Source organism: Candidatus Sysuiplasma acidicola, from assembly GCA_019721035.1.
Lineage (GTDB): Archaea > Thermoplasmatota > Thermoplasmata > Sysuiplasmatales > Sysuiplasmataceae > Sysuiplasma > Sysuiplasma acidicola.
In genome coordinates this window covers 5924-26293 of sequence record JAHEAA010000008.1, presented here as the reverse complement: position 1 = coordinate 26293, position 20370 = coordinate 5924, and the positions used below count along the sequence as shown (strand labels likewise).

The 20370-nt window shown below is 49.4% G+C and carries 24 protein-coding genes; 12 read left to right on the top strand and 12 right to left on the bottom strand.

What is annotated here, in order from left to right; genetic code table 11:
• Positions 1-202 precede the first annotated feature (202 nt).
• Positions 203-4189: a thermopsin family protease gene (locus tag KIS30_05120; GenBank protein MBX8646122.1), complete on the top strand. Its 3987-nt coding sequence runs from the start codon at positions 203-205 to the stop codon at positions 4187-4189.
• 145 nt (positions 4190-4334) lie between these two features.
• Here the strand turns inward: KIS30_05120 and KIS30_05115 are convergent, their stop codons facing one another.
• Positions 4335-5783 carry a cobyric acid synthase gene (locus tag KIS30_05115; GenBank protein MBX8646121.1) on the bottom strand — a complete coding sequence of 483 codons (1449 nt, stop codon included), beginning with the start codon at positions 5781-5783 and terminating at the stop codon, positions 4335-4337.
• A 367-nt stretch (positions 5784-6150) separates the two neighbouring features.
• Between KIS30_05115 and KIS30_05110 the strand changes: the two genes are divergently transcribed.
• The gene (locus tag KIS30_05110) at positions 6151-6501 is read left to right on the top strand and encodes a hypothetical protein (protein ID MBX8646120.1); all 351 of its coding nucleotides are present in this window, start codon (positions 6151-6153) and stop codon (positions 6499-6501) included.
• Here KIS30_05110 and KIS30_05105 read toward each other — a convergent pair.
• Positions 6495-7691 carry an aminotransferase class V-fold PLP-dependent enzyme gene (locus KIS30_05105; protein ID MBX8646119.1) on the bottom strand — a complete coding sequence of 399 codons (1197 nt, stop codon included), beginning with the start codon at positions 7689-7691 and terminating at the stop codon, positions 6495-6497. The two genes, KIS30_05110 and KIS30_05105, sit on opposite strands and share 7 nt — an antisense overlap.
• Positions 7692-7780: 89 nt before the next feature.
• Here KIS30_05105 and KIS30_05100 point away from each other — a divergent pair, with 89 nt between their 5' ends.
• Entirely contained in the window at positions 7781-9151 is a 1371-nt protein-coding gene (locus KIS30_05100; GenBank protein MBX8646118.1) for an APC family permease, read from the top strand.
• A gap of 72 nt (positions 9152-9223) precedes the next feature.
• On the opposite strand, the gene KIS30_05095 is transcribed toward KIS30_05100, so the two are convergent.
• The 4 genes from KIS30_05095 to KIS30_05080 form a co-directional block, all read right to left on the bottom strand.
• Positions 9224-9613 (bottom strand): hypothetical protein, encoded by a 390-nt coding sequence (locus KIS30_05095; protein ID MBX8646117.1) that lies wholly within the window; start codon positions 9611-9613, stop codon positions 9224-9226.
• A gap of 196 nt (positions 9614-9809) precedes the next feature.
• A complete protein-coding gene (locus KIS30_05090) occupies positions 9810-10187 on the bottom strand; it encodes a hypothetical protein (protein MBX8646116.1) in 378 nt (125 codons plus the stop codon).
• Positions 10188-10422: 235 nt separating this feature from the next.
• Positions 10423-10809, bottom strand: a complete 387-nt coding sequence (locus KIS30_05085; GenBank protein MBX8646115.1) for a VOC family protein — start codon at positions 10807-10809, stop codon at positions 10423-10425.
• A gap of 43 nt (positions 10810-10852) precedes the next feature.
• Positions 10853-11149, bottom strand: a complete 297-nt coding sequence (locus tag KIS30_05080) for a hypothetical protein (GenBank protein MBX8646114.1) — start codon at positions 11147-11149, stop codon at positions 10853-10855.
• 536 nt (positions 11150-11685) lie between these two features.
• Here KIS30_05080 and KIS30_05075 point away from each other — a divergent pair.
• The 3 genes from KIS30_05075 (at position 11686) to KIS30_05065 (ending at position 13172) form a co-directional block, all read left to right on the top strand.
• Positions 11686-11925: an AbrB/MazE/SpoVT family DNA-binding domain-containing protein gene (locus KIS30_05075; GenBank protein MBX8646113.1), complete on the top strand. Its 240-nt coding sequence runs from the start codon at positions 11686-11688 to the stop codon at positions 11923-11925.
• Positions 11886-12356, top strand: coding sequence for a PIN domain-containing protein (locus KIS30_05070; GenBank protein ID MBX8646112.1), 471 nt, complete (start codon positions 11886-11888; stop codon positions 12354-12356). Before KIS30_05075 ends, KIS30_05070 begins: the two co-directional genes overlap by 40 nt.
• A 261-nt stretch (positions 12357-12617) precedes the next feature.
• A complete protein-coding gene (locus KIS30_05065) occupies positions 12618-13172 on the top strand; it encodes a hypothetical protein (GenBank protein MBX8646111.1) in 555 nt (184 codons plus the stop codon).
• Between the two features lie 303 nt (positions 13173-13475).
• Here KIS30_05065 and KIS30_05060 read toward each other — a convergent pair whose 3' ends face one another.
• The 4 genes from KIS30_05060 to KIS30_05045 form a co-directional block, all read right to left on the bottom strand.
• A complete protein-coding gene (locus KIS30_05060; protein ID MBX8646110.1) occupies positions 13476-13700 on the bottom strand; it encodes an antitoxin in 225 nt (74 codons plus the stop codon).
• A 164-nt stretch (positions 13701-13864) separates the two neighbouring features.
• Positions 13865-14089 carry a hypothetical protein gene (locus KIS30_05055; protein ID MBX8646109.1) on the bottom strand — a complete coding sequence of 75 codons (225 nt, stop codon included), beginning with the start codon at positions 14087-14089 and terminating at the stop codon, positions 13865-13867.
• A 245-nt stretch (positions 14090-14334) separates the two neighbouring features.
• Positions 14335-14562 (bottom strand): type II toxin-antitoxin system VapC family toxin, encoded by a 228-nt coding sequence (locus tag KIS30_05050; protein MBX8646108.1) that lies wholly within the window; start codon positions 14560-14562, stop codon positions 14335-14337.
• A gap of 169 nt (positions 14563-14731) precedes the next feature.
• Positions 14732-14956: a hypothetical protein gene (locus KIS30_05045; GenBank protein ID MBX8646107.1), complete on the bottom strand. Its 225-nt coding sequence runs from the start codon at positions 14954-14956 to the stop codon at positions 14732-14734.
• Positions 14957-15122: 166 nt separating this feature from the next.
• Between KIS30_05045 and KIS30_05040 the strand changes: the two genes are divergently transcribed.
• Positions 15123-15383: a hypothetical protein gene (locus tag KIS30_05040; GenBank protein ID MBX8646106.1), complete on the top strand. Its 261-nt coding sequence runs from the start codon at positions 15123-15125 to the stop codon at positions 15381-15383.
• A gap of 92 nt (positions 15384-15475) precedes the next feature.
• Here KIS30_05040 and KIS30_05035 read toward each other — a convergent pair whose 3' ends face one another.
• Complete coding sequence (locus tag KIS30_05035; protein ID MBX8646105.1) at positions 15476-16351, bottom strand: nucleotidyl transferase AbiEii/AbiGii toxin family protein; 876 nt, start codon at positions 16349-16351, stop codon at positions 15476-15478.
• Positions 16344-17249, bottom strand: a complete 906-nt coding sequence (locus KIS30_05030) for a hypothetical protein (protein MBX8646104.1) — start codon at positions 17247-17249, stop codon at positions 16344-16346. The genes KIS30_05035 and KIS30_05030 overlap by 8 nt, the downstream gene beginning before the upstream one ends.
• 209 nt (positions 17250-17458) lie before the next feature.
• Between KIS30_05030 and KIS30_05025 the strand changes: the two genes are divergently transcribed.
• The 5 genes from KIS30_05025 to KIS30_05005 all read left to right on the top strand — a co-directional run.
• Positions 17459-17695, top strand: a complete 237-nt coding sequence (locus KIS30_05025; GenBank protein ID MBX8646103.1) for a hypothetical protein — start codon at positions 17459-17461, stop codon at positions 17693-17695.
• A 406-nt stretch (positions 17696-18101) separates the two neighbouring features.
• Positions 18102-18344 carry an AbrB family transcriptional regulator gene (locus tag KIS30_05020; GenBank protein MBX8646102.1) on the top strand — a complete coding sequence of 81 codons (243 nt, stop codon included), beginning with the start codon at positions 18102-18104 and terminating at the stop codon, positions 18342-18344.
• Positions 18345-18541: 197 nt separating this feature from the next.
• Positions 18542-19384, top strand: coding sequence for a hypothetical protein (locus KIS30_05015; GenBank protein ID MBX8646101.1), 843 nt, complete (start codon positions 18542-18544; stop codon positions 19382-19384).
• A 393-nt stretch (positions 19385-19777) separates the two neighbouring features.
• Complete coding sequence (locus KIS30_05010) at positions 19778-20029, top strand: AbrB/MazE/SpoVT family DNA-binding domain-containing protein (protein MBX8646100.1); 252 nt, start codon at positions 19778-19780, stop codon at positions 20027-20029.
• The coding region (locus tag KIS30_05005) for a PIN domain-containing protein (GenBank protein MBX8646099.1) at positions 20017-20370 on the top strand (354 nt) is incomplete at its 3' end. The genes KIS30_05010 and KIS30_05005, both read left to right, overlap by 13 nt.

Below are 20370 nucleotides of genomic sequence, written 5' to 3'. Positions count from 1 at the left end.
GTGCTTAGGTGGATGATGGATATTGTCGCAATTCAGTAGTTTGAGTGCGGTTGATGGTAAGGGAGACTTCTGTTCGCGTGTGCCGGTTGCAGGAACTTCCGGGGTTCTGCCCCGAACCGACAGTACGACTGATGGGAGGGTTGAGTGCCGCATCCCTGTTCGGCGGATGAGCGGGTCGGGCGCTGGGACGATTCGCCGTCAGATGTCAGTCCCGGGATACCGTGGCACGGTCGGAAGTGCTTCACGCCATCCGGTGATGATGTTTGCAGTCGTAATAGCAATTCTGCTGCTTGCGTCAAGCGCATTCACTGTGAGTCTGCATCAAAATAAGACCGACGTGCAGAACGGCATGTCGAGTCATATCTCAGCCATTTCCTCAAGTCCCCTGAACGGCGGCAGAACGACGGCTAAAGGCATTCAGTCCAGTCTATTCGCTGTTCAGAAGAGTCAACTGCTTTCCCGGGCGTTTTCCGGCGTCGGTAACGCATCGGGTTTGCTCAATTCGACATACAACCGCATGCCTGCCGGCATTCAGGCATTGAACGATCCTGCCTCCACTTTACCAGTCTCGGCAGCCGGGGCGGCTTACCAGCAACTGCTCAGCAACGTGACCTCGGCGATAGCAAAGGGGCAGATCAAACAGTATTATGCATACCTGCCCAATTTTCATCCGTCGGCGGGTTATGGCGTCTCACCGCTTTATACAACACAGCCTGCGCCGATGGGAATAGCAGACTACGGACTTGGAGCTGCGGGCAGTTACACGTATTATACACCGAGCTTTAACGGCACAGTTTCCCTGAACAGCTATGCGACCTACACCCCCGGGAACTACGTCGTGTATACACCGAACATGTCCGGCATTCAGCTCAATACAGTATTGGCGAATGTGACTGTCGGCAATTCCATCAACGGTGTCTACTGGATACAGAATGTCGCACTGATAAACGGCACGACCGTGACATTCATTGATAACATCTGGAATTTTTCGGCACCTGGAGCGTCGCTGAACCCTAACGCGATCTACAGCGGAAAAGGGAATGTCACTTCAGGCTTCTACTACTTTGTCGGACCAACCATAAATGTGACGTATCCGCTCACAATGAGTTTCTACAACAATGCGCTTCTGTATCAGAATCGCCCGACTGTTTTCTTCAACTACAGTTATTCACTGTCAGGCGGAGCGCCGATTACTGGTTCTTACGACAGAGTAATGTTCAACTCGACAACAACACCTGTGACTCCGGCGTTCGAGGTAAACGGGAGCGCCAAAAACCCGTTTGGCCTGATGTACGACTCTGAACTGATATTCGGCGGCCCTGGCGGCGGCAGCAATGCCATGATTCAGAACATGAGCGGACACGCAACAATGCAGTATATGTCCGGCGGCTCCTACAGGAATATACAGTCTGCATACTCGTACGGCTCGGACACAGGGGAGACATCGCAGGGCATATCAGCATGGTGGCTTGGCAAGACTGAATACCTGAGCCAGGGACCGTCCAACCTGTCCGGCCTGTGGAACACAACTTCATCGGAGCCCACCGGATACATACATCTTAGCGCACAAATCACTCCGTCATGGGCTTTTGCGTTTGCAGGCAAGGTGCAGTCGTCATATGCGCCCGTCACTCCCTCAGGATATCTGAATTTCACAGTTTCGCCCGGAACATACAACGTAGTTCTCATGACTAACGACTACGCTCAGTTCAGCAAGTCTTTCAGTGGCAACCTGACCACAACCTATACAATGACGCAAAGCGCCGGGCTGCTCTATACACCGATCTACATGCACGGCAATGCACAGGCCAAAGCCATCACGACGCTACTCTCCTCGCCGGACAGCATTTCCCATCTCACTATACTGCTCAATGCATCTTTCATGATAACAAACGGTTTCGGCTATCCCTCATTTGTGCTCCTGGATGTCGAAGGCGTCACAACGCAACTGCTTGTCCAGAACCTGAATGAATCAAACCAGTATATCTACGGTCCCGGAGGGAAGGTAAGCGCCAGCGCCTACAACAAGAAGTACGACTTCTTTTTCTCCAGCCATTCAATACTCCGGAATGTGTCACTGTCCGGCGGGTTTCAGATGGCAAACATCATGGGCTCAAACAATGTGACAGTGAGGAATATTTCTGGCAACACCACGATCCAGATGCTGATTTGCCTGTCCCGCTACGTCACAGTGAATTATTTGTCTGTCTTTGGAGGTATCGGTGCTGTCAGCCTCTTATCCTCGTCGGTGACGGTGACCAATCTCAACGTGACGCTCGCACGAGGCGCCACAGGTTCGGCTGGTGCAGAGTTTGTCTATACAGACCATTCATCTGTGTCAGGTGCCAGCATATCTGGCAACGGCACTTCGAGCATTTTCCAGACTATCGGAGTCGAGGGATTAATGACAAACTACTCCAGCTTCGATAATATGAACGTTTCCAAAGATTCTATAGGGTACTTAGGCTTTTCCTCATTTAACGACAGCATTTACAACATGTCTGCGAGTGGCCGTTCTATCGGCTACCTCTCGCTTTTGGGCAACTCATCCGACATAAACAACATCTCTGCCGACAACGGTTCTGCCGGCGCAGTTGAATTTGGATCCTACTCGGACGCATCGAATGTGAGCGCTGTGGACAACTCCACGGGTGTGGTGATGTTTGGAAACGAGGAGCATGTCATGAACATACTTGCCAGCAACAACAGCACTGCGGCGATAGTGATTGGCAACTTCAGCACGGTCCTGGGCATTAAGGGCACATTTGCACAAAACGGTTTCGTGCCAGCATTACCATATGCGAACGCAACCTTCTTAGCAGCCATAGTGGGCGGAAACGACACAATCTCCAGGCTTGGCGAGACGGGTTATCACAATGGCACGATACTCAATTTAGATCACTCCACATTCAGCAAATATACCGCAACCAACTCTTCAATTGGACTGATAGTCGGCGGCCCCGGACACAACCTTATCTCATATTCGAATATCTCCGAAAGCAGCATGGGTGTCGGCATTGTGACATCGAACTCCACGTTCAGCCACATTTCCACCTACAAGGACGCCGCCGGCTTCATCGTTCAGGGCAATAGCAACAGCATCACTCACAACTTGATATCGTACGACAGCGGCTACGGCGTCAACATTTCGGGCGGAACGGGCAATAATGTGTACTACAATTCGTTCATAGACAACAACGGTTCCACGGCAACCTACAATTCATCTCACATTCAGGCCTATTCTGTGGCGGGCAACTTCTTCAACATGAGCTCCACAGGCAATTACTGGGCAGACTGGCATACCGCTTATCCCAACGGGACGCTGGAACCGTATCTGATCTCCAACGGAGTGTATGATTACCATCCGCTCGGAACTTCAATTGTGACGACGTTTCAGTTCACATTCACGGAGACAGGCCTGGCGGCAGGTACAAACTGGAGCGTTTCGGTCAACGGCCATCAGCGGTCATCCACGACGGGCACCATCACATTCATGGAGCCTAACGGAACGTATCAGTTCCAGGTTGGAGGCGTGGCAGGCTACACAGCCACTCCACAGAACGGTTCTGAGACGATAGCTGGCAGCCCGGTCTCCGTTCCTGTATCATTTGCGCAGAAAGCATATGCGGTCACATTCACGGAGGCAGGCCTGCCTGCCGGAAGCGTGTGGGCGGTGACGCTCAACGGCGTGAAGGCATCTTCCAGCACGGGCACAATAACATTCAGCGAACCGAACGGGACATACACATTCTCTGTCCTTAACCAGACGGACTTCTACGCCTCGCCATTCGGAGGCCAAGTTACGGTTAACGGCGGAGCTGCAACACAGAGTGTTCAGTTCCTCCATTATGCCTACATCACCGGAAGTATATCGCCGGCCACCGCGGCAATTACGGTGAACGGCGTTGCCGTTGCCGTGAGCAGCGGAACATTCAATGTGAGCGTGACAGCGGGAACTTATTCGGTCGTGGCTTCCATGTCCGGTTACAAGACGTTCTACAGTAATGTCACAGTGACGGCCGGTCAGTTCATGAAACTGACCATAGGACTGAAACAGACTACACCCAACAATAACCACAATGTGCTGCCGCTTCCGCTGACATACATTGAAATTGGCGTACTGATACTGGTAATTGTCGTCGTTGCGGCTGCGATTGCGGCCATAAGGAAGTCGCGGCGGAAGAGGTAGAGGAAGAGGGGATACAGTCGCGCGTGGCGTCGCACAGCCTTCGCAACAGACATCATACCGGGGGTACCGTGTCAGTCCAGGGACACGGTGCTCACGACCGTCGGAAAGGAGGAAAAGGGAAGAGGGGCTGTTGCGCCGCTTAACCTCAGCCGTCAATGTATGCGTCGATTTCAGACATGTCCACGTTACTGACGAATTCAGAAACAAGCCTGTCGATATTTCTGTTGACTATCGACTGATAGTCTTCTCGTGAGACTGATGAGCCGAGAAGATAATTCAGCACAGTGCTGTTCTCAAGTATGCCGTGTATGTTTGTGCCGAATACGCATTTGTCCACAGAAATCGCGCCCTCGCCCTGTCCGTTGACGCGAAGCAGCGACTTCTCCGAGCTGTTAAGCACTTCGCCATAGTGAATCTCGTAGCCTTCGTGTTGTCCTTCGTCTTTCATGAGGTCATTGTCGAACGAGTAACAGATGCGTCTCACTTTTTTCCTCTTTGAGTAGACGGTTGTGACATTCAGCAAACCGAGTCCGTCCATTTCATGCAAGCTGTTTGAGGAGCCTGCCCGGAAACGTATTTTCCTTCCAAGCATCTGGTAACCGCCGCATATACCGACGATGAACGCTCCCCTTTCGGCAGCACGCAGGACAGCATCGGCCAGGCCGCTCGACCGCAGATAGTTCAGATCATCATCGACGCGCTTTGAACCCGGCAGTATAATAAGTCTGGCAGCGGGCAGTGCATCGGCATTTTCGGCTGTGATGAAGTTCAGCCCTGTTCCATATGCATACAGCGGATCGATGTCGCTGTAGTTTTCCATAAACGGATACCTGACCATGGCGACGCTCCCTCCCTTCGTCCGCTCATGGATGTAGTCCAGGGAATCCTCTCCCGGAAGCGTTACCCCTCTGACATACGGCATGACGCCAATCACCTTTTTTCCAGTCAGTTTTTCCAGTTTGCTGATGCCCGGCCGGAGGATTGAAAAGTTTCCGCTCATTTTGTTTATGATGAGCCACCTGACCAGCTCCGGCTTTCTCATGAGTTTTATGGTGCCGTACAGGGATGCGAAGACACCGCCCCTGTCTATGTCGCCGACGAGGATTGCAGGCGTGCCGTGGAGAGCGGAAACAAATATGTTGGAAAAGTCATGGTGTGCCAGATTTATTTCTGCAGGAGAGCCTGCACCCTCCGCCACCAGCACGTCGTAATTGCCCGTGAGTCTGTCAACAGACTTACGTATGACTCCGGGAGCCTGCGACCGGAGAAAGCGGTAATACGCATCGACTGTCATGATCCCTCTCGATCTGCCGAGCATTATGACCTGCGATCCGTGCCGGCCCTCCGGCTTGAGCAGAAATGGATTCATGTAACGGGACGGAACGGTTCTTGCGGCCATCGACTGGAGCCAGACGGAGCGCGATATCTCATAGCCGCCGGACAGGGAGACGGAGTTGAGCGACATGTTGACGGATTTGAAGGGCGCGACGCTGTATCCCCTGTCCGAAAGATAACGGCACAGGATCATTGCCGTGACGGTCTTGCCGGAATTGGAAGATGTTCCGAGCACCTGAATGATCTTTGGCTTTGTCATTGATTGCGGAAACATTCACCGGACGATATTAAACAGTTTAGGATCCTTGCCGTCATTGTGCGCGTGATGTGATGCACGTGGATTGAGACGTTAGACCGTGCAGGCTACTATTGCATCCGGTGCATCATGCACGACATGACACTGCAGCCTTCAAACCGTTCATGAGTATGACTATTTTGTCTTCGGTGACTTTCTTTACAGCGCATGGGGTTGACAGTTAAATATATCCTGCAAAGCATAAGGTATCCGGGGGCAGGGGATTTGCTGTATCTGCAAACGTCTGCGAGGGGGGCAGGTGATCTGAGTTAAACGTTTACTGCTTTTTCTGTTCGGCTGCTACCTCATAGGCACGGCGATAATTTTTCTGATGGTGACACCGATTACCTGGAAGACATCCACCACCGTCGTAGCCTTGATGATCGTGCTTGCAGACATAGCAACGTTCTACATGGCGTTTTCAATCTTCAACTACCGCAAGAGGTTGATTAACGGCGTTAAACGCTTCATGAGCCTGACTGTCTTCAAAATTTTCTATACTATTGTGACACTGGCCTCGTTTGTATTAGCCAAATCGTTCACAACCGACCTGATAGACAGGCTAGTGGGACTCCTTTTTCTCTCCTTATTTTACGCTCCCGTCGACATGCTTGCAAGAGTGCATCACTTTTTGAAATACAGGCACAGCGCAGCGGTTTCACAACCGGGGCTGATTCAGTAGTCTTTCATCGCATCAATCATTCCGACGGCTGCGTCTATTTCATCCATAGTGTTGTAGAAGTGCGGTGCTATCCTGAGACCGATGCCCCTGGAGGATGTAATGACACAGCGTTCCCTGAGTTTAAGTTCCAGTTCATGCGGCCTTCGAACGATGAAGGATACAATGGCTCCCCTGCTTCCGGGGTCGGAAGGAGTAATGGTCTTCAGGCCGCATTCGTCTGCCAGGGCCATTGCGCGTGCAGTGAGTTTGGCCACATGCCGCTCTATGTTCTTCACACCCATCTCCAAGATGGTTTCCATCCCTTCTATGGCAGCGTACACGGAAGGGATGCTCAGCGTGCCAGACTGGAATCTGTCGGCGGTGCCGGCGTAATCGAGTTTTTCCGCGCCGAAGAGGAACGGATCCTTCTGCGAGAACCAGCCGATGTTTGTCGGCTCAAGACCGCCGATCAGTTCCCTCCTGACATACATGAAAGCCATGCCCGGCAGACCCATAAGATATTTCAGATTCCCGCCTGCAAGGAAATCGACATCGTCTTTACTGACATCGACGGGGATGGTGCCGAGGGACTGGTATGCATCCGTGTAGAAGAGTGAACCTGCCTTGTGCGCGATATCGCATATTTCCCTAATGTTCTGTCTGAAGCCGTTCAGAGAAGAGACGTGGATGGCACTGGTCAGCAGCGTGCTTCTATCCACCGCGCGCGAATACTGATCGGTTGAGAGCCTGTACCCACTGCTCCTGAGCGTTGTTATCTTCGCACCGTATCTCTGTTGCGCCAGAAAAATGAAGTTTGTTGTAGGATATTCCATGTCGCTGACGACAATGCCCCTCCTTCCGTCGTAGCGGAGTGAACTCAGGACCGAGGAGAGCGCTGAGGAAACGGAAAAGGACGGGAATACTTCTTCCTGTGAAGCACCGATCAGTTTTGCAAACAGTTTCGTTGCTGATGCAATCTTTTCAAGCCAGAGATCCCATGGATTGCCGAATTCCAGCATATCGTGTTCATATCTTTCGAGTGCGAGGAGGAGTCTTTTCGAGACAGGCGCATGCGAGCAGGCGGCGAGATATATCCGGCCCTCCTGATCGGTAAGATAATCACGGTAGTTGTTGCTGCTCAGGCACGCATCACCTTTCGGCTGTCTAAGCCGTCTCGACAATATACCCTTTGCCTTGAAGGGTTGCAGCATCGCACTGCGATTCCATTCTAAAAAATCCGATAGGGTGTTTGAATTGAGGTTAATTTTATTAGCCGCTACAGAGTCGCCGCTGCGAGCGTATGGCATCCTCGGTTGGTCCTGCCGCATCTCATGATTTGCGACGTGGGGCCATTGGTTTTTACGGATCGCTGTTTCAGAGCATCTCCGGAATGGGCCTGCTTCTCGACGTCGGAGCGATATTCATACCGGTGTTTGCGATAGCCGGAGAGTTTGCCCCGCTTTCAGTTCTACTCGGCTTCCTCTTCTCGCTTCTGCTCGTCAATACCACCTACATATTCTCGCAGAGATATCCGAGCTCGGGCGGCTACATCAAATTCATTTCCTCGGTATTCGGCAGGAAAGCGGGTAAAGCGCTCGGATGGCTCTACTGCACATACACTTTTGCGGTGCTGCCCAACATAGCGATATTTCTCGGCATGATCTATGTGCCCTCCCTCATAGAGCTCTCCTTCCCCGGCGTTCATGTGACACCGTTCGACAGTTTCGGCATCATGTGCATTGTTGTCCTTGCCGTCACTGTCGTCGTTTTGCTTGGCATAAAGCCGACCGCCAGGTTCGTGATCATTGCCGGACTTGCCGAATTGACCATACTCGTTGCACTGAGCGTGACGGTGTGGCATCAGACCGGATACGCATTGGATTCCACACCATTCCTGCCAGGTGCAGGTGCTGTCGGAACAGTGGGCGCCGGTGCCCTGTTTGCACTGCTGATGTTCGCCGGCTCAGGATCGCCTGTCATGCTGGGGGATGAAATAGCCAATCCATCCAGAAACATAAGCCGCTCGATTGTCCTGTCGGTGTCGACGGCAGGTCTGATCCTCCTGTTCACCGCATATGTCTTCGATGTGAAACTCGGACAGGGAGTGCACTCGCTGTCGGGGTCTTATCTGCCTTCAATTGCTGTATCAGCCGGGCCGCTGTTCGGCGTGTTTGTTTCGGTCTTCGTCATTACGAGTTCCGTCTCTCTGGCAGTGAGCTTCCTCACTGGCTTTTCAAGAGGAGTTTACTTCATGTCGAAGAACGGACTCATGATGCATCCTTATTTCGGCAGACTCAGCGCCACCCGGAGAGTTCCGTATGCTGTCGTCCTCCTTGCCGGTTTCCTGTCGCTGGCCACTGCGTCTCTGACAACGTATCTGTTCGGACCGTACACAGCATTCCTGCTGCTGATCACGACAGTGACCGTCGGCTTCGTCACAATACATACGGTGGTCAATGTGGCGCTCATCGCGGACGGCACAATGAGGAGAAATGCGTTAAAGCACCTGGCGCTGCCACTGCTTTCCTGTGTAACGCTGATATCGGCGCTTGACCTGACATTGCTTCCCGGAACCTGGACTATACTCGTGCCCGCGGCATTCCTCTTCCTCCTGTCTGCCTCGGTGCTGGCATTCTCCAAACTGAGGCCGGAAAAGACAGCAACAGGCTGAGCTTCCGGATGTTAAGATGAACGGCGACACACCTTCGAAGGCGTGTATCTTTCGGTCGCCACGCAGGGCGATTCACCTGACGGACGATTTTTCAAGCGTTATGATATTTCCCTGCTCAAATTCTCTCAGAATTTTCATCGACGCATCGCCGATATCCACCTTCCCAATACTGAAGACAGGGACATATGGTTCAGGACGTGTGCTTCGGCTGATGGGAGTGGGACCGAAGAAGATGCAGACAGATTTGCCTTCTTCCCAGTAGGCAATCTCACCGACATCAACATCCTTTGTCTTCCCGCCAACAGGAATCGCGCGTGTTATCTCGAAGTATATCTCCTCCCCCCAGACATTGCCTTTCGACGACACTGGAAGCTGCGAGAGCAGGGAATCGATTCCCGGGACATCTGACAGTTCGCCTTTGATTTCGCCACCGGGCAGGCGGAAAACAACATGTCTTGACATACTCATCGTTATAATGCGACCATGCACAAATAACTGTCCCGGGGCTCCGGGGCGCACCTGCAGTGGAAGAAGATAAAGTGACGCGCAAAAGAAATAAGCCGGAAATGGAAAACAGTCATAAAATTCAATGAGCACAAACTACGGTTCAAATCGAAACACGAAATTGTTCAAGCAGTTATATGCCAGGAAACGGAATTCAAACCTTCCTGACTTTTAAATCAGAATGCAGGGAGCTGTCGACGGCAACTATTTCCACGGTATCGCCCTTGGAAACAGGCTCTTGCGGAATGGCAACGTATGCATAACCTTCGACCACTATCCTCACCTGTCCTTTCCTGAAGACGTGTTTCACTATGCCCTTCGAACCGACAAATGAGGATCTGAGGGATTGTTTATAGATAAGCAGGTAGAAGAGAATGCCAATGCTTAGGAAGGTGCCCACCAGTGGCAGGGCGAGAATCAGTGGATTGATGCCATAAAACCCATAATGATGGTGCAAGAGATTGAGTAAGAGGAAACCGAAGAGTACCCATACTGAAACGCTCCCTGTGATAAAAATTATCCGAACGATCAAACGATGCAGTTTGCCGCTGATCACAATTTCACCTGCCACAGAATGAATGCCAGTTTCAGCCCAACCATCGTTCCCCGTTTTCAGAACGACGAACTCAGTATTATTACGTTTTGCAGAGCAACGGTTGTTTACACGCGAGAAGCTAGAGCAGCAGGCAGCAGAAATTTAAGTCAATCTGACACTATTGGGTGCAGCGCTTAAGAATCACAGCTGGACAGACGCACAAAAAGACGATTCAGTCCTGCTCCATTAAACGGCTCTTTGGAATCTGAACAACATCGAAAGGATTGCCATCAGGGTCTGCGAGTGTCACGTAATCCTTTCCCTTCTCTGCAGGCTGAATCATTTTCGCGCCCAGACGCATCAGTCGCTTCACCTCCGCAGCCTGGTCTTCCGCATAAAGATCGAGATGCAGACGATAATCTTCAGGGCGTGGTTCCGGAATTCTGTTGATTGAAACATTGGGTCCCTTTCCCTGAGGATCTTTTAGAACAACCCAGCCGTCTTCGGGCGGTTCCCTCGGTTCATAGTGAAGAGCCTCCTGCCAGAAAGCCATCATGCGATCGAAGTCCTTGCAGTCAATGACTATAGACCCTATGCGAATTGCGCGTTTTGGGGGCATGTGCTGCCAAGACTATCAGTGTTGTACGGGTTAAAGAATTTAATCAGTCCTCACGGAAGAGTTCGTAGTGGATTGTGCCCTCGATATACGGCATCGCGGAAGCTACCTTTTGATAATCCGTGTCCTGATCCACCACGAGGTCTTCATCCTCGAAAACCTTGGCGTCGCTGTACCTGTAGACGAGCAGCGCAGTGTTCATCGGACCCGACATTCCCAGCAGCAGTTCCGGGACTACGTAGCCTTTCTTCCGGCGATATTCCATGTAGCGCCGTACCGCGACCAGAAAGTCACTCCATTTTCCATAAGTTATCTCACCACGAACAAGAAGAACGACGCTCATGGGCATTTACCGGAGAAGAACAAAAGCTCCGTTGCTTAAGAAGACAGCACCTGACATGTAGGAGCGAAATACGTGGTAATCGTAGTGCAGACAAAATTACGTTCGGCAGGAAAACCACGGCTCGGGATACTTTCGGCACCCCGAACTCGCTGTCACGACGAAACATTATCTCGATAATCATTATCCAGATAATGATATTTCAGATCATTCGCAAACGCATTATGCCAGTGAATTCAGAACTGAATGCACATATCTGCAGATTTGTACCATTGCGGGAGCAGTCGCCGGAACCGGAGCGCATGGAGAATCGGAGCTGTGTTCCGCCAGCGAAGCCAGTTACCACCAAATTTGCTGGTGAGCGGGTGACTATGGAGATAATAGGTCAAATGACCCCATATTTGTCAGTGATCAATGATAGAAGGTCTGTCCGTCATGTCGTACTTGTTTCACACTTACATGCGACTTGAGGAGGCCTGGCCTGGAATAGGATGGATATCGGGGACAAGTTTTTGTATATCTAGTGCGTATATCCACCTATGAAAAGAATAAAGCTCCAGAAAATTGGCAACAGCCTTCGTGCAACGATTCCCAGGGAGGTGGCTGATGATCTTGGCCTGAGACAGGGACAGAGTCTTCTGCTTGATGTGAAAGATGGAACTATACTGATCAGAAAAGAAGGTTCGCGCAACATGTCAAGATTTCACGGCGCGCTGCACCTGACAGAGAAGGTGAAAAAGTGGCCCACGCCTTCGGAAATGAAAGATATCTGGCACTAGATACAAATGTGCTGGTGCAGTTCCTTATTTCGGACGCGCCGGGGAATGAAAGTCTTCGGTTTCTAGAGACCGTCACCCATTTAACCTGTCCAACTGTACTCCATGAAGCGTATCACACTTGTGTTTTCAAACTCCACCTGAATCCGGCAGAGACCGCAGGGATACTCAAAAAATATGCGGAAGAAAGCATGGTCGTTCCGATTGACATTGAAACCAGCCTGGCAGGTCTTGATGTTGCAGCAATGCACAATATGGGCGGAAGGGATGCACTGATAATTGCATCATATGCCTCCGCAGGTAGATTCTTTCCGAACCTGGGAAGTCACATCACTGTCCTGAGCTTGGATCGCGATCTGCTCCGGCTGAAGAAACTGAGCATTTCGGGCACCACAATCACTCTCCTCAGTCCGCATTCATATCGTTCCTCTTAGGTGAATGGTTTCGCGATCAGTGTGCATTAACCTGAACCAGTGACGATGGATATTCCCTTGACTCTAACAGATTGTCTTGGACTTATGACTTGCTTTAAATACCTCGCGCTGAATGTTAAGTTCAATACAAAGCAGCAGGCTGATGAGTGGAAAATGAGCAGGAATTCCCACCTTTTGCCGGTGGCATAAAGATATCTGAAATTGTGCACATAAGCATTTCTGCATATGAACGGATATCGGTCAAGCCAGGAGGGTGGAACCATGGAGAATGCAATCACAAAAGAAAATTATATCATGTTGAAGGAAACGCATTTCCCCTATGGGCGGTATATTTTTCAGAAAACGGATGGAGAAGCATATGCGACCTCAGTTCCCTCAGTTGTGGATAAGAAGCTCAATGCTCCGCTTGACGACGCAAATGGGATGAGGATTCTTAACAGCATTATGGACGCTCAACGTCTTCCGGAACATAAGGGAATGAACCTGTTCACAATCTATAATGCTGACAGCCAAGTTGTAGCTGTTTTTACAATACCACCGGGTTTCAGACTGATTGGCCAACAGTATTATGCAGTCGTGGTAGACGGTGTAGAACACTTCAGGCTTAAGGACTCATCGGGGCATGGAAATTATACAATCTGCAGCGCTGATACAAAAATTGCAGATGTTGAATTGATGGAGAAGCATCTCAGAAGATCCAGTCATCTGGTAAAGGTCGAGGGTACAGTGGATCTGCCGCTGCTTCTAGAGTCGCTTGTACTCGCAGATATCTACTCCCACATGCAGGCGAACATGATGATGGATGCGCTTGTCTGACATGCCAGAGTGTGATGTCTGAACGCAGTATGTGAGGAGGTTCTGTTATTCTTCATAGAATGTCAGGACGCTGTTGTGTCGGGCCGAAAGTGGAGAAACTGGATATGCCTGAAACAATAGGCAGAACAAGATGCGGCAATAGCGTTTGTGATCACTCAACTATCGGACTCCTGCCACCCAACCCCAACAGGTCAGAGCCGCCGAACCTGAGAACTCCGGCATCGTCGAAACTTCCTTTGAGTGGCGGTAAACACTGAAAGCTGCGACACAGAGGAGGAAGTACGTGCTTTCTTAAGGGCAAGGTTATAATTTAAATGACTTCACCGTCAGCTTTCGCACTTCCGCAGTATCCTTGCTCATTGCTTCAGCAAATTCCCTATCATCGGAAAGAATTCCAGCAAAAGACATCAAATCGCTCTCGCGTTGCAGCAGCCTTTCAATGACTTTGCTGAAACTTTCATTCCCTTTCCTGGCTTCTACAAGCTTATTGTACACTTCTTCTTTGACCGTCAGTCTTTTGGATGTCATCTTGTACCCAAATGCAGAACACCTACATACACATTCAGACCGTGTGACCTAAAAATAAAGCAAACTGCTGGACTGCTGCGCTGGCGGAAGAAACACTGCCCGAGGCGTACTTCGTTCTATGAGATATGCGTCAGTTGCCTCTGATGATTGCAACGTCTCCTGCACTATGCATGTTCCCAACCGCTGTAATCCCCTTCTTCCCACAGTTCTTTCATCTTAATCGCCTGGGCTTTTTGGACAAAACTGTCGAATTCCCTTATATCCCGTGCATCTCTTATGAGATGCATCACGGTCTCGCTGTAAGTCTCTCTAGGATATTTCCTGAGATCCTTGAGTGCTTCGACCGCCGACTTCTTGAGTTTGATGGTGATTATTTCTTCTTTCGGCATGTATCGCCTGTATGCATCACATATGTCACTATACACATGAGTTTATCGATGGGAACTGAGTGGATTGAGTCAAAATCCTGATGACAGAATACGGAAGGATGCCGTCAAGCGCGGAACGTGCCTTAAACTAATTCGCCAGGCATCATCCGAAGGCGGTCCCCATAGTGAGCATAACAGAACGTAACTCCAAAGAGCCATAGGTGAGCGGCGTTGCAGGAGATGATTTAATCAATGCTTGCGAATCATCAGGCCCGGAACTCTGGAAAATGTGTACTGTTTGTAGTGACTAGCTTGAAACCATAACTGATTGCAGTTGCAGCATTGTAAATAACATTCATTCCTATCAGTGTTCCCTGCCTCGCCAGTGAGGTGTTAATCTCTGCACTCATGTTTGCCATATTGGCTGTCAACGGCATAATCTCAATTGGCTCAAGGTCATTCAGTGCGGTGCTCAGCTTTTCTCCCCCCCCCACACAACTTCGTCTTCTGGTATCTGCAATGTATGCCGAACAGGTATTCGTGAACGTAAATGGCAGATATTGCAGCGAGGGAGAACTACCTGTCAATCGCTTTCGCAAGCTCAACGGCCCCTTCGTCTGAGTTCACAAGGGCCATGATGAATGATGTATCAAAGAGCTTCAATCACTCACGCTTATTAAGTCGTTCTGAAGTGATTGTTTCTGATTCAAGAATATGTCTCATCGCCTCATCCCGATCAACGCGGCTGATTGTTTTCCTCCCCGCTATGTCGGATATTTCACTTTTCTTGAAATTTCTTTTTATCACTGATGAGAAGCTTTCGTTTGGCAACTTTGACTTCTTCAAAAGCTTGTAGACCTCGTCGGAAACTGCGATTGTCTTGGCCATGTTCTTATCTTGTTAAGTGTGCACATGTGTATAATATTGATGCGAGCACATGCCCGCAGCAGGGCAGGAGAATAGAGACAGAGTCTGTCATTTCTCTATGGCGTGCGGTCCGATTCCGTCATTATTCCCGCTTATCTTATATGTGTTGGAATACGATTATCTTGTCATGGCCGAGATGGTCACAGTAGATGATAAGGGAAGGATCGTCCTGCCCAGGAAAATCAGAAAGCAGGCCCAAATAGGAACCAATGTGAAACTGGTTGCATACGTCAGTGGACCTGGAAAAGTGGAGTTATTAGACCCTGTTGTCTTGCTTGCAAAAGCGCGGGAAATCGCTGCAAAGAAACTTGCAGGGTGGAAAGAGGAAGAACATGACGCCACAGCATATATGATGCGCACTCAGAAGCGTTCAGATGAGCGTCGTTGAGTCAGTTACCCACATGACTCGCACCGGCTTTGGTTTTAATCTTTAGGAAATTCGACAATTTGCCTGCTCTTGACCGACCCATCCACCGCCAGTTATTTTCGCACATTTATGTCGCCGATGGAGGAAAGAATATTGCAGATTTCATTGATCACAACAAGCCGTTTCGGTTTCGGCTTCATCAAGAGTCCCCCCAGCTCATTTTTCCACGTAATATCTGTTACTGATGACTTGATTCTGGAGATGATGTCTTCCATTACGTATGATGAAGCTTCTTCCTTCTTACTGAACGGCGCGGCGGCATAACTGCGTTCCAGTTTCTTCCGGAGTAGGCTTCTGTCCAGTTCAAGTTCCTTATTTTTGATCAAGAACCATACGTCGAACAAGTCTCTGGGCTTCCTTCTCTGGAGTAGCGCGCGAGTTTTCTCAGCGAGTATTTCCTTTATTCCAAGTGTGAGAATTGATGGATTTATCTGTAAGTAAGGTTCAACGATAACCGCTCTCTTTTGGATTCGCTCCATCGGATAGGCTGTGCTGAGATTGAATGAAATATGATCCTTTTGCTGCAAAACGGAGGTATAGTACAGCATGAAATCCAGTCCCCGCTCGTTGCTGTACTGCACTTCTGTACTATCGAAACTTGTTACTCCCAGATTCATTCCCACTAACTTATTTACCGAGCGCATAAACAAGCCGGCTTCTTCAATGTTTAATCCCATGAGGTCAATATCCTCACTGAACCTTGTTTCATCAGGATAGAAAACTTTCTTGATACACGTTCCACCTCTGAAAATCAACTTGTCAGAGCACCAGCTAAATTCTGGCGAATCCGAGATAATTGCCAACACAATGGAAATGACTAAATCCTTTTCAATTGCCCCTCTTCCAGAACCTGTGCGCTCCGCATGACGATATAAAGCGTTACGGTCGAAACTCAAAGTGCGGATTCTCTCCAAGACATCATCATTCATAGACTGAAATCACCTCAAACTGATCCAGGTAGTTTCTGCTCACATGAAGACGCCATTTCCGGAAATATTCGGTTCTGCCTTTCTCCGGTCCCCAGTTGTAGGTTGCACTGGTTGTGGAAAGCAGTTTTTCGAGTTTCTTCACGAATTTAATCGCCGGAACGTTGGTCACGATCTCCTCTTGGGCCATTTCCAGCAGGAATCCCAGCCTTGCCGCTACCGATACAACAAACGGGTAAATGTAATCAAATACTCGACTCAACTCATTGAAATCGACTCCTCTATTCAGAGCGAACTTTGCCCATGTCAATGCCTCCCCGGCACCTCCAATTTTTTCTGTATAAATCACGGAATCGATGATTGTCCTCTCCAAAGTGGACACCGGGATTTGGGTCCCTTCAATTGTGGCGTGAGAAACGCCTCTAACCAGGAGCGGAGAGATGTTTGAAACAACCGGAATCAGTTCACCACCAAGATTTTCCTCCTCATTCTTTAGCATCTGGCACCACCTCGCAACCCTCTTCATCTGCGCATGATTCCCAGGATTGTAGATGATATGATATGAGTGTGGAATCTGAGTGGTAAGGCCCCAATGGCTGGCCGCAGCATTCAGGCCAATGTAATATTCAAGGGGTTTGAAAACATAAGGAACCACTTGGATTATTCCAGGAGAGTGCCCCCTGCTTTCGTTGATATAGACGCCCTTTCCAATTCTTTTGATTATTCCCTTATGATTGAGCAACGACAGCGTGTGGGCCAGACTGTTCTGGCTCGCTGATTCTGCCAGTGCCTGCATTGCGTCTTTCGGGGCGAGCAGAGAGTTACCCTCGAGTGATACAAGCCACCTGTAAAGAGTCGCCTCGTTTGGTCCCAGTCTGTTGCCATGTTTGAGTTTTGTCACAGATCTGGTAATGTATTAAGGACATATAATTACTTATCACTTCATAATTTATCTCATTTACACTGCAGAAGGAAAAGGCGGAAAGTGAATTCATTCACTCTCAATTGACAGATAAACAACATGCTCATGTATACTTGAGCTGCCTCGGCAAAAACTATTGTTGTTCAGCTATAAACATCTAAATGCATGCAAAATTGTACACGCACGAAATGTCCAAGACAATTACAGTAAACGTCGATGAAGACATCGAAAAGTCATTCAGGGAAGCGGCAAGCCGCAGATACGGGAAGAGAAAAGGATACCTTGGGAAAGCAATCACAGAAGCCATGAAAGAGTGGTCCGAGAAAGGCGAGAAGAGTGCAGAAACGAAATTTCGTGAACTCCTAGAAAAGGGTGTGAAGATGAAGAAATGGAAATACAACAGAGAAGAACTGCATGATCGCTGAAGTGTTCTTTGATTCCAATATCATATGCTACGCTTTTGACCTCAGGGAACCGGACAAAAGAATCATCTGCCTGGAACTGATGAATAAAGGAATTCGAGGCTATCCAATCACAGATTCTGTAATCCATGCCACAGCACGACTTACTTCCTCCAGCGTCGTAATCAGCGATCCTCATTTCGAGTCGCTCTAAGATGCTATTCTCCTGAGGTCTTCACATTCCTGATGCGGGCTGCTTCGCAGGTTGCACTTCATGAAGAATTTATATCAGCTCGGCATCAAGCTAGACTGCGTTCTATTCCCACACTGTATGCGATTGAGCTAAGCCGTATCTTCGGTATCGAAGAATTTGCTAAAAAGAACAGATTTTTGGCAAAATAGACATATTTTATGCACGGTGCGGTACTCGATGTCTGGCGATATTGAAGAGATTGACAGGAACGGGCGCATATATCTGCCATCCAGGCTGAGGAGAGGTCTTGGGAAGAAGTTCCTTGTTTTGCGTGAAGGAAATCGGCTGGTCCTGGTACCCCTGCCTGATGACCCCGCCAAGGATTTAGCAGAGCTAGGAAAGAACCATCCAGGCAGGTCGTTAAAGCAATTCCGCGCCGAGATTCTCAAAGAGGCGGAAGAGGATATACGCAGACACTGATTTCTTCCTTGCGCTGCTCAAGCCATCGGACTGGTTGAAAGGAAAAGCGAAACAGATTCTGAAAAAGTGTGGCAAAAACATTACCACTCTGGAAGTCACATTTATTGAACTGATGCCGCATGCCAAGCGATATCGCCGTCAGGATATAATGGAGAAAATATATTACTGATAATACTGTTTACAGAGAGGGAATAAATGTGAGCTCGGACAACAATCCGCGGGTATCGTGCCCTTCCTGCGACCACCTCAACGAAGCGGGGTATGTTTTCTGTTCGAATTGTGGTTCACCGTCTTCGGCAGTAAGCAACCCCACTTTCTGGCCGGAAGGCGAACGCAGGCCGTTCGTCCAGGATACGTATTCAGAAAACACCGACTGGATGGATAAAAAGATAGACCAGACGAGGACCGGTCTTCTGCTGCTCGTCGTAGGGTTGCTGCTGAGCTGGATTCCTTACATACAATACATCGGCTGGATTCTGGAACTGATAGGTGTAATACTCGTAATAATCGGTCGTGACGCGTTCGGAGTCAGACATGGACAGTATGTCATTTACGCCGTCGTAATTTATTCAATCGGATTCATAGCCGAATTCATGCTCGGCCTTTTATTTGCCGGGACCATTTTGTCGGTAACAGGGCCCGGAGTGTCAGCTTCCAGTGCGTCGGCGACAATGACGTCGGCATTTGAATCGCTGCTCTGGGGGAGCCTGGTGATATCTGTGCTGCTGGGCATTTCAACTGTAATGCTTGTTTACCTGCTTGAGGCGGCAAATGGAAGGACACTCTTATGGTTGGCGTTTGCAGCCCAGGTCGCGATGGGAACAGCCGGCGTAATAATTGTCGGGCCTCTGATTTCACATGCGATTGCTCTTGCCTTTGCGTCCAGTCCTCCGAATACGGCCCGCCTTTTGAATCTCGATAATGAACTTACATCTCTGCGTCTGCTCGGGGCCATCCCGGCGGTCATATTCGCATTCGCTTACTATCTGGCTGTGAAGAGAATCGATTCCGGAAGTATACCCGAGAGAGCAGCACAATAAGAGCGGAATGGTTGCATGCTGCATTGAGCCCTACTGCCATTTAAAGGGACATGACGCTGCCTTCCTGGCTGATGCGTACGACAGTATTGGCGTTGTGCAGTGCTTCGTTCGAGGATTGCGGTGAAACATAATCTCAATTTCAGCCTGACTCTTCAAGCGAAAGAATATATCCAGAGCACCTCAAGATGCAACTTTCTGAGTAGTAGTGCCGATGACATTCATGATTACCACATGGCGCTGAAGCCACCGTTTTCGAACGAATGAAATGCACCGTACATGCCAAATTTGTGCAAATGCTCACTGTAGTTGTCGGTATCTGCCGCCAATAATCAGCCCTAGCCTGGTCATTGCCCTTTTATAGTTACGTTTACTTACTGATTCGTAAGGAAATAAATGAAAAAACAATCGAAGGTGCTGGCTGTATCGCGGATGACTTCGAAGGGACAGATAACCATTCCCAAGAAAGTGAGGGAAGCGTTCGGCTTGAAAGTTGGCGATGATGTTACTTTCAGAATTGAGGGAAGAAGAGCCATAATCTCCAAAGGTGAACGAAAATCAATCTCTTCCCTCCTGACCAGTCAAGAATCATGGGTGGAGAAAGGTGTTCATTTTCAAAGGAGACTCAGGAAGGAATGGCGAGAATAGCGGCTATTCTCGACACAAACATATTCCTCAATGTGAAGAACAGAGAGGAACCATTCTTCGAGCATTCCCTGAAAGTACTGACAGCAGCGGAGGATGGCAGGATAGATGCATTCGTGTCAGCAATCACAGTTGCAGAGCTCTGCACCGGATACTATGAGCAGAGGGACGAATCCGGGGCGAAAGATCTGGTACTGGACTTCATGACGGATTCCAGATACAAGGTGGTTGATGTCAACATTGAAATTGCCGATATGGCAGGGGATATCAGATGCAAGACTCGCCTCCCACTTCCCGATTCACTTATAGTTGCGAGCGGCGTGGCTTCGAAAGCGCAATATTTG